The 14,823-nt window shown below is 39.1% G+C and carries 14 protein-coding genes; 10 read left to right on the top strand and 4 right to left on the bottom strand.

The features are described 5' to 3' along the window. The first annotated feature begins 515 nt into the window (after nucleotides 1-515). The 10 genes from CLV99_RS02175 to CLV99_RS02140 all read left to right on the top strand — a co-directional run bounded on the left by CLV99_RS02175 (nucleotide 516) and on the right by CLV99_RS02140 (nucleotide 7,605). Nucleotides 516-884: a helix-turn-helix domain-containing protein gene (locus CLV99_RS02175; RefSeq protein ID WP_133582851.1), complete on the top strand. Its 369-nt coding sequence runs from the start codon at nucleotides 516-518 to the stop codon at nucleotides 882-884. A 141-nt stretch (nucleotides 885-1,025) separates the two neighbouring features. After that, entirely contained in the window at nucleotides 1,026-1,265 is a 240-nt protein-coding gene (locus CLV99_RS23345; RefSeq protein ID WP_246032681.1) for an ORF6N domain-containing protein, read from the top strand. Continuing rightward, the gene (locus CLV99_RS23340; RefSeq protein WP_246032680.1) at nucleotides 1,258-1,665 is read left to right on the top strand and encodes an ORF6N domain-containing protein; all 408 of its coding nucleotides are present in this window, start codon (nucleotides 1,258-1,260) and stop codon (nucleotides 1,663-1,665) included. Before CLV99_RS23345 ends, CLV99_RS23340 begins: the two co-directional genes overlap by 8 nt. 29 nt (nucleotides 1,666-1,694) lie before the next feature. Further along, nucleotides 1,695-2,837 (top strand): TlpA disulfide reductase family protein, encoded by a 1,143-nt coding sequence (locus CLV99_RS02165; RefSeq protein ID WP_133582850.1) that lies wholly within the window; start codon nucleotides 1,695-1,697, stop codon nucleotides 2,835-2,837. A 368-nt stretch (nucleotides 2,838-3,205) separates the two neighbouring features. Further along, nucleotides 3,206-3,361 carry a hypothetical protein gene (locus CLV99_RS23085; RefSeq protein ID WP_162849977.1) on the top strand — a complete coding sequence of 52 codons (156 nt, stop codon included), beginning with the start codon at nucleotides 3,206-3,208 and terminating at the stop codon, nucleotides 3,359-3,361. Between the two features lie 12 nt (nucleotides 3,362-3,373). Continuing rightward, nucleotides 3,374-3,982, top strand: coding sequence for an N-acetyltransferase (locus CLV99_RS02160; RefSeq protein ID WP_133582849.1), 609 nt, complete (start codon nucleotides 3,374-3,376; stop codon nucleotides 3,980-3,982). Between the two features lie 212 nt (nucleotides 3,983-4,194). Further along, nucleotides 4,195-5,085 carry a PDDEXK nuclease domain-containing protein gene (locus CLV99_RS02155; protein ID WP_133582848.1) on the top strand — a complete coding sequence of 297 codons (891 nt, stop codon included), beginning with the start codon at nucleotides 4,195-4,197 and terminating at the stop codon, nucleotides 5,083-5,085. Between the two features lie 89 nt (nucleotides 5,086-5,174). Next, the gene (locus tag CLV99_RS23530) at nucleotides 5,175-5,360 is read left to right on the top strand and encodes a LuxR C-terminal-related transcriptional regulator (RefSeq protein WP_133582847.1); all 186 of its coding nucleotides are present in this window, start codon (nucleotides 5,175-5,177) and stop codon (nucleotides 5,358-5,360) included. Nucleotides 5,361-5,649: 289 nt separating this feature from the next. After that, nucleotides 5,650-6,072, top strand: coding sequence for a hypothetical protein (locus CLV99_RS02145; protein ID WP_133582846.1), 423 nt, complete (start codon nucleotides 5,650-5,652; stop codon nucleotides 6,070-6,072). 321 nt (nucleotides 6,073-6,393) lie between these two features. Then, on the top strand, nucleotides 6,394-7,605 hold the full coding sequence (locus CLV99_RS02140; protein WP_133582845.1) for an ATP-binding protein: 1,212 nt from the start codon (nucleotides 6,394-6,396) through the stop codon (nucleotides 7,603-7,605). 142 nt (nucleotides 7,606-7,747) lie between these two features. On the opposite strand, the gene CLV99_RS02135 is transcribed toward CLV99_RS02140, so the two are convergent. The 4 genes from CLV99_RS02135 to CLV99_RS02120 all read right to left on the bottom strand — a co-directional run. Next, nucleotides 7,748-9,682: a sensor histidine kinase gene (locus CLV99_RS02135; protein WP_133582844.1), complete on the bottom strand. Its 1,935-nt coding sequence runs from the start codon at nucleotides 9,680-9,682 to the stop codon at nucleotides 7,748-7,750. A 795-nt stretch (nucleotides 9,683-10,477) separates the two neighbouring features. Continuing rightward, nucleotides 10,478-12,427: an OmpA family protein gene (locus tag CLV99_RS02130; RefSeq protein ID WP_133582843.1), complete on the bottom strand. Its 1,950-nt coding sequence runs from the start codon at nucleotides 12,425-12,427 to the stop codon at nucleotides 10,478-10,480. A gap of 44 nt (nucleotides 12,428-12,471) precedes the next feature. Then, entirely contained in the window at nucleotides 12,472-13,485 is a 1,014-nt protein-coding gene (locus tag CLV99_RS02125) for a PorP/SprF family type IX secretion system membrane protein (protein WP_133582842.1), read from the bottom strand. A gap of 12 nt (nucleotides 13,486-13,497) precedes the next feature. Further along, nucleotides 13,498-14,823: gliding motility-associated C-terminal domain-containing protein (locus tag CLV99_RS02120; RefSeq protein WP_133582841.1), on the bottom strand; the 1,326-nt coding region annotated here is incomplete at its 5' end.

Raw genomic sequence — 14,823 nt, 5'->3', positions numbered from 1 at the left:
AGAGACTAATCGTCTATTTAGTTCTATCGGATACATCCGATACATGACGCTATTATAATTAGTATGATTATAAGCCCCTTTCCTGTCTGTAATATCTTGTTAAGTTTTACTCCGGCGATGCCGGAACGTTCTTTAAATGTAAAAGTTGGGAATACCATGACGACCGATGGGATATCGGTGTTGGGTGGCTTTTGTTGGTTTTAAAATTCGTTCTCATAATTTATAAAGTTTATGATGAACGAGTCTATAAAAATTAATGGGGTACCCCCTATCTTCACTTTTATCGAGGCACGGCAAAGAGCCTTTGACGAAGTTCCGATAGGATAGCGACCCCATATTATTGCGAAGATACAAAATTATGAGGTAGCAACTATCCTATGGCCTTGCGTCGTTGAAAATTTGCCGTTTTCGATAACAAGACTCGTTTTAATCAAGTTGCAAACCAATATGTTATTAGTTCTAAACAAAGGTACAAACAAAAAACAAAACATGCAATATATAGCATGATTTATATTATGAAAAAACTAGTTTCAAAAAAGAAAATTACAGAACTAGAGTTTCGAATCATTGAAAAGGTAAAGGAAGTAAGAACCAAGAAAGGTGTTTCGAGAATGAAGTTAAGCGAAGAAATTGGTGTCGACAAGGGTTTTGTTGGTAAAGTAGAGAGTTATGCTCACCCTGATAAATACAATTTTAGTCATCTTTTTAGAATCGCTAAAATTCTAAAATTAAAGTCTATACGAAGTCTTGTTCCCAGCGCTATACCTACGTATGAAGATATCGAAATTGTCTACGAAATGGTTCCTAAAATAAATAAGGATGGCACTCAATCAAAACAACTTGAAAGTAGCGTACTAGAGATTAGGCCCAGAACAGAACCATAATTATCTGTTGGTAGGAGATTTCAACTCTTATCTTGAAAAAAGAGGTAATCTTTACTTGTACTTCCAGCCTATTTGTAAGAAAAAGAAGCTGAGGTAGAACAAAAGAAGTAAAAAAAGACCAATTATAACCACGGAGAAATTATGAGTAAGAAAAGTATAATACAAACTATACCACCTGATGACGAAATCCTGGCAAGTAAGATTTATGTCATCAGGAAGCAAAAAGTCATGTTGGATCGCGATTTGGCTCATCTTTATGGTGTCGAAACTAAAGTTCTGAAACAATCTGTCCGTAGAAATATGGACAGGTTCCCAGAGGAGTTCATTTTCAATTTATTGTTTTTTAAAGGAAAAATGGATTCCTACGGAATTTATGTTTGAAATGTCTGATGAAGAGTTTGAGAATTGGAGGTCACAAATTGTGACCTCCAATTCTGACAAGCAAGGTTTGCGATACGCTCCTTTTTGTTTTACAGAACAAGGAGTTGCCATGCTATCATCTGTACTAAATAGCAAACTAGCCATTCAGATCAACATTCAAATAATGCGGATATTCACCCGTATAAGACAACTACTTGTCGATAATACAGAAGTTAGACTCGAAATAGCGGAGATCAAACATACTGTAGAACAAATCGCTAAGAAACAGAGAGGCCACGACCAGAATATCGAATTGTTGTTTGAATATATCGACCGACTGCAGGAGAAAGAAGAAAAAAAGGTGATCAGGACGAACTCAAAAGGTGAAATAGGTTTTAAGGTTGGAGGAAAAAAGAACTAAAATATACAATTACAACTATAGCAACACCAATGTATCATAATCTAAAAAAAGTAAAAGCTCTATTTATTGCGCTTTTCGCATTTGCAATAACCAACACCTCCTTTGCGCAACAAAAGCACTTCACCATTGAAGGTAAAATAGATTCATTGAAAGAAAATACTAAAATCTTTTTAACCTATGAGTTTGAGAGAGAAAGCAAGGTCGACTCTGCATTGGTCAAAAATGGTGTATTTCGCTTTAAGGGGATGGCCACGCCGGGCACTGCAGCGAATTTAACATTAGAACGCTTGGATAATGAAGAGTATGTCGATAATATCTATTTTTGGGTAGCACCTTCAGCTATAAGAGTAACATCCACTAGCCTGCTGGAAGACGCGAACGTGGAGGGATCGGTCTTTCACGACGAATTCAAAAGATTTAAGGAATTATTAGGTAACGTCGTGGCAAAATACACTGATTGGACTGATAGATATTATGCAGCACTAGATAAAGGTGATATGTCAAAATCTGAATCGGACACTTTTGGCAAGGAATATGACGAGATAGGACAAGAGAAACTGAATACAATCATTGGGTTTGTAAAAGAAAACCCGAACAGCTTTGCCAGCGTATATGGGTTAATGCATAGCTATGAAGATTTTGGAATCGATAGACTTAGTGCCCTATGGACCGGTATCAGTCCAGAATTAAAAGATATGCAGCTTGGCAAAGAGCTTGGTACTCGAATTGAAAATCTTGAAAACTCTAAAATTGGACAGATAGCTCCTAATTTTACACAGAAGGACACACTGGGCAATCCTGTATCGCTACTTGACTTCAGAGGAAAATATGTGCTGATAGATCTCTGGGCGAGCTGGTGTGGTCCTTGCAGGCATGAAAACCCGACATTGGTGAAAGCTTTTGATACCTACAAAGACAAAAACTTTACTATCCTAGGTGTGTCTCTCGATGATGAAGATACGCGTGAGCGCTGGATAGATGCCATAAAATCGGACAAGCTAACCTGGCCACAGGTTTCTGATCTGAAGGGATGGAATAATGAAGTCGCTAAACTTTACGTGGTAAGAGGAATCCCTGATAATTTTCTAATAGACCCCAATGGTAAAATTATAGGTCGAGACTTAAAAGGTGAAGAGCTGCTAAAGAAACTGAGTGCGTTACCTTTGGAATAAGGTCTAAATGGCTTACCAGCCTTAATGATTCATTGATCTTAATGCACGAAAGTATTATCTAAAAGAAGCGGAATGAGACAGTAACTTATAAACGAATTGTAACCCCGGGGAAATCAGAAGTAAGAAACAAACGGGACTTAACCCCACCAAAATGGCAGACGACGTACTCGTAAACAAGATTTACGAATTTCGAGGGCAGAAAATGATCCGCCAGTAGTCGGACACGGTGCTCGACAGTGATCTTGCCGGAGAAGAACTCTGCGAAGCAAAACGAAGGTGGCCAGTAATAAGCAGAAGAAGGGATAAAACTTGTGTTGTTTAAACTATTTCATTAAATTTGCATCTAACATTTTAAATAACAATTAATTATGGCTATTGCAATAAAAAACATCCCTTTATTAAAAGAAGACGTTGCTATCGCTTTTGATAGCAAAGCAGAAGCTGCTATTGCAAAAAAATCGACCGTTAAGTTCACCAAACAGTTAGCAGTTTCCGCAAAAATTTTGAAAAAGGCTAAAATCTAAATTCCCATCGTTTTGGCATTTCTATATGAAAAGTGCACTTTACATACCTACGACGAATCTATCTTAAAGGATTGCGTTGCATTTGATTGTGGAAATCCCGATCTCAATGAGTTTTTCTCAAACGATGTACTCAACTACACTTCACAATTACTAGGAAAAAGCTATTGTTTTACCTTTGACGATGATCCTTCTCAGATTGTTGCTGCATTTACAATCTCCAATGATAGTATAAAAACCTACACCTTACCAAACGCAAGAAAGAAAAAAGTGATTGCAGAGATACCTAGACCAAAGCAAATGCGGAGTTACCCTGCGGTTCTAATCGGAAGACTAGGTGTCAATAAAAATTTCAGAAATCTTACAGGGGAAGAAAAATCCCTGGGTGACCAGTTGATGGACTTTATAAAATCATGGTTCATCGATAAAGGAAACAAGACTGGTTGTCGATTCATAGTTGTGGATGCTTACAATACCGTAGCACCTCTGAAATACTATCGAAGAAATGGATTTACTGAATTATTCGGTTCAGAGGAACAAGAAAAAGAATATACTGGAATACCAACCAATGCAACTCTTAACACCAGATTACTATATTATGACCTGATCCTATTAGCGGATTAAATATTTTGAATCACCAAAACTATTCTTAATTCGGACGAACAGATCATAGTCCGTTATAAAAAGAACCCAAGAAACAGCAGACGGCTCCGAGTCTAAGCAATTCGAAACTATAGTAGTAGATATCATCCTCACTAAAATAAGTGATCCGCCGGTTGGCGGACTCTGCGTAGCAAAACTAATATTGCTAGTAATAAAAAACGGAAGAAGGAGTAATAGAATGCTATTGGGAAATAGGAAGACGCATAGTAGAAAAAGAGCAGCAAGGACAAGATCGAGCTACTTATGGCAAGGAAGTACTGCAGAATCTATCAAATGGTCTAGGTAGTGGATTCAGCACCCGAACATTGCGGGATATGCGCAAATGTTATCTAACTTTTCCCGAATGGAAAGATTTGGCACACGCGTGTGCCAAATTGGAGTGGTCTCATATTCGGACTATTACAAGAGTGATTGATGTTAATGCACGAAAGTATTATCTAAAAGAAGCGGCTGAACAAAATTGGGGTGTGCGGCAACTGGAACGTAATATAAATACACTCTACTACCAACGTTTAGTATCCTCAACAAATAAACAGCCTGTCATTGATGAAATGGTTGAAAACATAAAGGATATAAAACCTGATAGCCGTGACTTTATACGTAACCCCACAGTACTTGAGTTCTTGAACATTCCCACTAATCGTGCCTACACAGAAAGGCAACTTGAACAATTACTAATAGATAATCTCCAACAGTTTCTACTAGAACTGGGTAAAGGGTTTGCTTTTATAGCGCGTCAAAAACACATCCGTACGGAGACATCAGACTTTTTTATCGACCTGGTGTTCTACAACTATATATTGAAGTGTTTTGTGATCGTTGGGTTAAAAACAGAGAAAATCACACATCAGGATATCGGGCAATTGGATATGTATGTCCGTATGTTTGACGATCTGGAAAGAAAAGAAGATGACAACCCCACCATAGGACTATTACTGTGTACGGAAACAGATCGCACTATTGCTAAATATTCAGTGTTGAACGAGAATAAGCAATTATTTGCAAGCAAATATCTACCCTACCTCCCTGCTCGCGAGCGTCCTCGCTCGTGTTCTAACTATTAAAAGTACATATCTTCGCTAGCCAACTCGAGAAGAATACCAAAAGAGGCTAAAAGTAAAAGGGAATTATAAGAAAGCTTTCTTTTATCGGCATGCAGGGTGCTGCGTCGTACGCCAATGTACACCTGAAAGACGATTTTCTACTTTCCCTCAGCCTGTTTACCAAAAGGGAAAATGAAATTTTGCAGTACATGGTTCAGGGCATGAGTAACGAAGCGATATCGACACTCCTTGATCGAAGTGTTTTTACTATACGTAACCACCGCAAAAAATTCTAGAGAAATCAAGCTGTAATAATGTACAGGAATTATTGGTGAAAGCCATAAGGGAAGGTTGGGTCTAGAAATCTCACCATCTACTTAATAAACGCGCTACTATTCATGTTTGAGTAAACTCCCCTATGATACCAACTATTAATCTAATCTTTGATAAAAAACAGAACATTTTTTTATTTTAATTGTTAAACCTATATATAAAATATAAACAGTTTGCTTATCGCGAGATAAGGATGATCCTGGGTGTGATAATCCGGGATTTGTTTTCCATGAATATATAAGCAATAAAATCATGAATACTGTAGATCCAGAAATTGATTTTTTAAAATTTGGTTTAAAGAAAGAACCTTCCTTAAAACATACTTCAAAAAAACATGCTGGCCATATTGTAGAATCTATCATTAGAAAGCAAGGGCATAATATAAGTAAGCTAGCTCAAAATATGAAAATTAGTAGGTGCACAATATACAATTGGTTTCAGCAGGAGACACTACCTTTTGACGTATTAGTTAGAATTGGCTCTTTTATTAATTATGATTTCTCGTCTGACTTTCCTGAATATTTTTCTTTAAATCCAGAGGAAAAACTAGAAATAAATCCTTCACAAGATCAATCTACAGAAGGTGAAAAGGTTGATTTTTGGAGACGAAAATACATTCTTTTATTAGAGAAATATAACGAATATTTATGGAATAGCACTAATAAATTGAAATAACCCCCTTCGAAAAATACAAAACCTCAAAATAACTAAGCTATGAAAACCCTATCTCATAATCCCTCGGATACACTAAACAATGGAGAATAATTTGATTTTTAAAGTTTAAAAGGGAAAAAAGTACTTGTCATCGTACGACTCCTAATCGCGCGAGCGTCCTCGCTCGTATGTTAACTAATAATAGGTATAAAAAAGCTATTCTACGACTGTAAAAGCTGTAGATATGTTTTAAACTTTACAAAAAAAACAACAGAGTTATAATTATAACTATAACTTTTCCTGTTTCTAATAAAAATTATAAACATATCTAAAACACTTAATATGTCTTCTCACGCTTCTATAATACGTCCCGTATATGTAAATCGGGTAATACCATTTATCGGAAAAAATCTTATTAAGGTTTTTACAGGTCAGCGTCGTGTCGGAAAAAGTTACCTGATGTTTCAGCTAATAGATGAAATTAAACTACAGGACCCTGAAGCGCACATTATTTATATCAACAAGGAAGATCTAACTTTTAAAGACATCGTAAACGCAGAAACCTTGAATGACTACGTATTGAAAAATAAATCAGAGACGCATAAAAACTATATTTTTATTGATGAAATTCAAGAGATTGAAAATTTTGAGTCGGCACTACGTTCTTTATTATTAGATCAAAACAATGACTTGTACTGCACCGGAAGTAATGCCCAGCTACTCTCTGGAGATATTGCAGGAAAATTAAGTGGCCGTTTTATTGAAATCAATATTTATAGCCTTACTTACATGGAGTTTTTAGAGTTTCAAGGGCTCCAAGATTCGCATGATTCCTTGCTGAAATACCTTAAATATGGTGGATTACCTTATCTAAAGCACCTTCCGCTAGAAGATGAGATTGTTTTTGAATACCTAAAAAACATCTATTCGACCATTGTATTCCGGGATATCATCAACAGGTATTCCCTTAGAAATACAGCTTTTTTAGAACAACTTGTATATTTTCTAGCTTCAAATACGGGAAGTATATTTTCCGCAAAGAAGATAAGTGATTTTTTAAAGTCACAAAAAGTAAATATGGCTCCAAACCAAGTCCAGCTCTACACACAACATCTGACAAATGCATTTTTAATCCATCAAGTAAAGCGCTATGATATCGAAGGAAAGCGCCTCTTTGAGATAGGAGAAAAGTATTATTTTGAAAATTTAGGAATCAGGAATGCACTTTGGGGGTACCGTCTTCAGGATATTGGGAAGATAATGGAAAATGTCGTGCATAACCACCTGTTGGCAGAAGGATACACTGTTCAAATCGGAATACTGGCTGCTTATGAAATCGATTTTGTTGCAGAAAAGAACGGTGAAAAAATCTATATTCAAGTCGCGCTTTCTTTATTGGAAGAAAAGACGATAGAGCGAGGGTTTGGCAATTTGCAAAAAATCAACGACAACTATCCTAAAATGGTTATAACAATGGATGCCTTTTCAGGAAACACGGTAGATGGAATTTTATCCGTTGATTTAAGAAGCTTCTTAACCAATAAGTGGCGATAGCACAAGGGATTTTACAACACCAAAAGAACAAATTCAGCGCTGGAATATAAAACTCCTAAGAAGATGGAAAAGATTTTGCGGAGTTAACAAAATCTTTTTCCAGTTTGATTTTTCACATCATCTTATTGCCGTTGATATTGACCTAAGTTAGCGGTATACTTACAGATACCTCTGTACCCTTCGTACCTGAATGTATTTCAGCTTTACCGCCTAGCGATTCAACCCGGCGGCGAATAGAAAGCAAACCCATAGTTGCTTTACCATTTTTAGGTTTCGTATCCCCTAATCCTATTCCATCATCACTGATCGTGAGGATAAGGTTGTTCTCCTCTTCGTAAATCAAAATTTCTATATTTTTGGCTTTCGCGTGCTTGATAATGTTGGTGATGGCCTCTTGGATAATGCGAAGCAGGGTAATCCTATCATCGACACCGACATTCGTCAATGAATCGTCGTCTATGTGAATGGTTTTGTTATAGCGGCGATCTGGCAGCGAATTGTCCGTAAGAAGTTTTATCTGTTTTTCAAATGACTGCTCCAGTTGCTTATCACCTGCACTGAACCACTCATGACTTTTGCTTCTTGCAGCCCTGTAGGCGTTTTCTGTTTCAGCTTTAAGCATGTCCATTTTGCTTTTCAGCGAGTTGTCATTGATATCCATCATGATTGTCTCCACTTGGTGTCTGATAGCAGCAATAGACGACGAAAGCCCATCGTGAAGATCCTGTCCGAGGCGTTGCTGTTCATCTCTAACTGCTTGATATTTGGCTTCTTCCATCGCTATAATTTGCATATTGGCTGTATCGTTTAGTGCCTCCAGCTGCTCTTTTGCTTTGCGGCTTCTGTACATCATCATCATATAGATACCCAGGATAATGACACATGCCAGCACGGAAATAAGCACCAGCCATAAAGTCCGTTGCTGTTTTATCTTTTCCGCTTTTTCGAGGGCTATACTGCTATGCTCGGCCTGTGTATAGGCATACAATAGATCGCTTGATTCTGTCATTAGATTGGCCTGTAACTCTCGCTCGTGATTTAGGGCATCAGCAAGGTAAGTATATGCTCCTGCGTAGTTGCCCTTGAGTGCCTGTAGCTTGGCTTTGAATTCAGCTAGATCTGCACTCTGTGCTTTTCCAAAATTTGGCGAAGTTTCATATTTCGTTATATAAAGCTGTAGGCTGTCTGCATTTTTTAAATTCAGGTAATTCTCTAAACGTAAACGCACCAGATTAATATCGATGAAATTTGTTGGTTGATCCTTGTAGGTTACTTTCAAACGCTCCATTTCATTCAATAAGTTTTTGGCATCATTGTACCGACGCTCGAAGTTCGCTACAGAGAGTTCAATATCGATCATCAACATATCCGTATAGAGCATCTGTGGCCTTGAAATAGGATATTTCTGTTGAATGGCGGCGCCGATTTGCCTAGCCAGAAGTACGATGTCACGGACGGATGCGACGTCGCTCATCTTGATATATCCTGAAAGCACAGGCGAAAGGATATATAGTGCATTCAGGCCTACCGATTCGTCGACACTATCTTTTTGCAGTAATCCAGGCAGGGATTCAAGGTATTCTTTTTCAGTCTTAAATAGGTCAACAATTTTATCGTATAACCGTTGTTCCTGATAGATTTTACTCTTTTGAAGCTGCTCTATCAGGGGGTGCTCTTCACCATATTCTTTGTACGCAGCCGTAATCTTTTCGGCATAATACATCGATGCCCCTTTCTTTTTAAACATGCGGGCATTATTAAAAAAAAGGTAATAGTAGCTGATACGCGCTCGGTGATATTCGGTCTTGCTCCAGGCAATCTTTTCATAGAGACTAAGTAGATCTACCAACTCCTTGGTTTCGATGTGAGTGCCTTCCGAAAATAAGAGATGCACAACAGAATCAGCCTTTACAAAATACTCTTGGGCAGATAACTTTCCAGAATGGTACGATTTATTTAATACATTGAATTCGTTTTGTGGATTTCTTTTGGATTGTCCAGAAACTGTTTGGAAAAGAAATAGAAACAAGAAGAAAAAACACAAATTGCTTAATAACGGATAAAGCGGACTTTTCATTCGGTAATTTTTTTATATATCCAGGTTTGACTAATTCGTTTTTGTAGATGTAACTATTTAAACGATCCGTAAAGATACGTTTTCAGTTACATCGAAGATAATTCTTATTACACAAATTTTCCTTCTCCAGTTATATTTTAAGCTTGTTTTACAGCGTTTCATACTTAGGGAGGCCTGATTTTTCAGCAGGAATCGCCCCTCAAGCCTCACCTATGTAGGTATTCGATTCCCAAGTACAGATGCCCCCATTTTCCATAACGTCATCAAATCTTAAGCTGTAGCACGTGTAGCTACTACATTGGTAAACTTTTCTCCTTTTGTATTCCGATTGTTCGTAATACTTTATTTACAAGATGTCATACCGAATTGGCAGCAGTACCTGTAAGTTCTGTCACCGTTTTTGGTACCTATAGCAGACAGACCCCATACATCTCCTGTACAGGTCGAGATTACCAAAGTCTGATAAGAACCAAAAAGCATTTTAACATCGGTAGGATTTACCCCACGGGGTAGTCCATACGTGTATGCTTCTACTCCTACTGTTACTTTTCCAAAAGTGCCTGTGTTTTTTAACGCACTGAAACAATAAGGCTTTCGAAACTATGTATGGAGCTTTTGGAAACGATGATGCTAGATGTCTTCTATCGATTAGTGAATGATTTCTGTAGCAAACAAAAAAAGGAGCAGAAAAACTATTATTTTCTACCCCTTTTTAATTTTATCCTTTCTTAAAAAAGGATTTTCTAGATGCCCCTTCAAATGAAAAAAGCTTCTTTGTGATTTAAAATCAAGACCTTATAGTTCCAACACCTCTACCTCCGTACGTCTATTGGCCTGATGCTCTGCTTTAGTGCAGTCTACGCCGTTACTGCATCTATTTAACAATCGTTTTTCTCCGTACCCCTTAGCCACCAAACGTTCTCGAGCAATACCACGAGTGACCAAATAATCCACGGCCGACTGTGCTCTACGCTGCGACAGCTTTTCGTTATAGCTATCCGAACCGCGGCTATCCGTATGACTGGACAACTCTACTTTCAATGTAGGGTTATCTCGCATGGTAGCAACAAGACGATCTAATATCTTAGCGGCATCTGGACGAATATTATGCTTATCGAAGTCGTAGTGAATGTTTTCTAAGATGAACTTATCACCGACTTTCATCACTGGTGTTAAATTCATGGTATAGCGTATCACCGTATCTTTCGTAGGCATCACAGCACTAACCAATACCGAATCTGCATGATACCCTTTTTTCTCTCCCAAAAGACGGAACACCGTATTAGGTGCGACTTCAAAACTGATCTGAGCAGCATTATCGGTCTGTCCTTTCGAAACAATATCACCAGCTGCCCCAAATAAAGTAACTGTTGAAACTGGTAGCAATTCACCTGTCTTACGATCGCGCGTCACGCCTTCTAGAACAATCCGAATTTTAGGTTTTTGGAACACGAACGAATAAATATCATCTGATCCTACACCGCCTTTACGGTTTGAAGATAGATATCCCACTTTATTATCTACTGTCTCCCCATACTCTACATAGGCAAAATCATCCGAAGCGGAGTTGATTGGATATCCTAGATTCTTCACTCCTTCGTATTTAGCTTTCTCGCCCTTTGCTTTAAAAATATCTAGTCCACCCATGCCCACATGCCCTGTACTGGAGAAATAGATTTCCTTACCGGCAAGTGTTGGAAACATTTCGTCTCCGGCTGTATTGATGACATCCCCCACATTTTGAGGAACTCCCCAACTTCCGTCGGCCTGTAATTCACTATACCAAATATCAACACCACCTTTCCCTCCTGGCATATCTGACGCATAGTACAACGTCTGCTCATCCGGACTAAGGAATGCATGACCTAAAGAATATTCCTTAACATTGTTATACGCAAAATCTTCTTCTACCCACTCGGCACCTTTCTTACGGAAGATTTTAAGTTCTAAATTATGCTTATTCCATTTTGCGCCATCAGCTTTGAATCGCTCGCCATCCTTACCTGCAAAGGTCCGGGTTACATAGAGCACATCCTCGGCCGCATTTGTAGCTATGGGACCAACGTGATATGTGGATCCATTGATCGAAGATGCTACTTGATTAGGATATACCAAAGATCCATCTGCTTTACGCTCTGCGGCATAAATCCGTAAGAAAGCCTGTCCTGTCATACCACTCTTGGCCTGCAATAAACTATTAGGTTCGGCCGCGTACATCACGCCATTATTCGTTTTCACTACACTGAATTCAGCCAAGGAGGTATTTACCCCTTGCTCATTACGGATGTCGTGACGTGTAGGATTACGCATCCATACAAGAGCCGAATCAGCACCGTGGATGGCATTCAGTATAGCCTCGTTCTTTCCTTCGGAAGCAAGTAACTGTTCGTATTGAGCTTTAGCTTCCGCATATTTTCCCTGCTGCTTTAGTACTTCAGCATAGTTTAACCGCAATTCAGGTGTCACCGATTTTTGAGCCACCAGTCGCGCGTACCAGTTTTCAGCTAAATCATATTGTTTGATATAGAAGTAACTATGTGCTAAGCGCTCCATATTCGAAACACTCGGTTTCTTGACATCAACCAATTTTTCATAAGCGAGGGCAGCCTTTGCATACTGCATCTCTTTATAGAACTGGTCGGCACGATTACGGCGGCTAGGTTGTTCCTGTCCCTGTACAGCTCCCACACTCAAAGAGAGTGCGACTGCTACCATGACCGTATTAAAGTATTTTTTTGTTCTCATTAAAGTACGAATTATAAAGACGACAATATTATATACAAGTCATTTTAAAAATAACGTGGACTTAAAATCTGACGATGAGCTCTTCCGAATGTAATACCAAGAGTCACCTCGTGACTTCCATTCTGCAGCCCACTCATGCTATTCAACATATGGTCATATGAATAACCTATGCGCAGTTTGGGACTTACATAGAACTGTGCGATACCACTGAAAGAGTTCATTGCACTAAGCTTGTTTACAGTCGCTTTATTATAATCCCTATCAAAGATACGAGCTCGCGTACGGTAACCTCCGCCAATCCAAAACTTGTCGTTAAAGATAAACATTGCATTTAAATCTAACGAAGTCGGACCTTTAAAATCATCTTTCACCAGTATACTCGGACGCAAAGACAAGCCTGGATCCAATTCAAAGAGCGCTCCCGCTATAAAATAACCATGTACTCTACGGTACAGACTCTCTAATGAATTCTGGTTAAACTGAAATTCAGAATCGCTATTGGCATTAGCAAACAAATCCTGTACGGAGACACCTGCATACCACTTCGGATTGCTATAATATACCCCTAATCGAATGTCTGGGCGCCAAGTGGTCACCATATGATCTGGCACAACCCCATCGATTTTTTCAACAGTTTCTAACTTCTTACCATCAAGGCTGTATTGTGTCACCCCTCCTGCTACTCCCAATGCAAGACGATGTTCATCAGCACGGTCTAACTGCAAGCGCAGTGCATAGTTCGCAAAAATACTAGTTGCTGCCTGTGCCCCCAATTTATCGGCCGTAACCTGTAGACCAACCCCATGGCGTCGTGCTTCAGGATCCAATACCCCATCTATGGAAATTGAGCCCGTTTTAGGCGCCCCTTCCCAACCGGACCATTGGCTTCTTAATCCCATCTGTCCAAACCATTCTTCTTTATAACCTGTATAGGCTGGATTGACCGCTATGGAATTAAAGATATACTGCGTGAACTGTATATTTTGTTGGCCATGGCCCTTCATCGATAGAAGGACCATAGTCATGAACAACAAACTTTTTATATTAAACTTTTTCATCGTAAGACTAGCTTATCTTGTTTTAATTAATACCCATCCTTTATGTACCGTCTCTGTCGTGCCCTTACGTAGCGTAACGATATAGTAGTAAGTACCTTCGTTGAGTCCTGAACCATTCCATTCGTTCTTGTAGCTATCATTGCGATACACTTCATTACCCCAACGGTTCACAATAGTAACACTAACGTTGTCGAAGTTCTCAATACCTACTATTTCAAACTTATCATTGACTCCATCACCATTCGGTGTAAATGTATTTGGAATAAACACATCCGAAGCTTCGATTACAATAGTCGCTACCGCTGTAGAACAGTTGGTCGGGTTCAATACCTCGCAGATTGTGTATGGATAAGTATACGTACCAGGTCTTGTACTTGGTGCGACCGTGATCGTACCATCTGCATTCATGGTCAGCCCAGGATTACTTGGTACACCTGGTTTCAGGGTAACTTCGGTTAAATCTATTGGCTTTCCATTGTAGCTGTCATTTTTCAACACAGACTCTGTAGTCACTTCCTCTTTAGACCATTCCAATTTTATTGGATCGTCTACGGTAACAAGTGGAGCCGGCGCCACTACCACCTTTACAACAACAGAGCTACAGTTGTTTGGATTCAATACCTCACAGATTTTATACGTGATTTCGTATTCTCCTGCTGGTGTCTCTGGATCTACCGTAACGATACCTGTTTTAGGATCTAACGTAGGAACAGGAGCCCTAGGTGTTTTTGGATCTGCCGGTTTCTCTACCGTAACTATTACATCCTTCGGATCAACTGGTTTGTTATTCAATTTATCATTATCCAACACCGATGGAGTTTTACCGCCATCCTTACCGTTGATAGCTGGTGGTGTATCTACCACTGCCTCAATAGGAGCCTTTTCTACAACAATAGTAACCGTAGTCGTAGAACAGTTGTTCGGATTCAATACCTCACAGATCTTGTAGGTGATCTCGTACTCCCCTGCTGGTGTCTCCGGATCTACCGTTACGATACCTGTTTTAGGATCTAGCGTAGGAACAGGAGTCCCAGGTGTTCTTGGATCTGCCGGTTTCTCTACTGTAATCACAACATCCTTCGGATCAACTGGTTTGTTATTTAATTTATCATTGTCCAGTACGCTTGGTGTCTTACCGCCGTCCTTACCATTGATAGCTGGTGGTGTATCTACCACTGCCTCAATAGGAGCCTTTTCTACAACGATAGTAACCGTAGTCGTAGAACAGTTGTTCGGATTCAACACCTCACAGATTTTGTAGGTGATCTCGTACTCGCCTGCCGGTGTCTCTGGATCTACTGTAACGATACCTGTTTTAGGATCTAACGTAGGAACAGG

Origin of the sequence: Sphingobacterium yanglingense (genome assembly GCF_004363245.1) — a bacterium.
Lineage (GTDB): Bacteria > Bacteroidota > Bacteroidia > Sphingobacteriales > Sphingobacteriaceae > Sphingobacterium > Sphingobacterium yanglingense.
The sequence above is the reverse complement of the archived record's forward strand: the minus strand, read 5'-3'. Positions and strand labels throughout refer to the sequence as shown.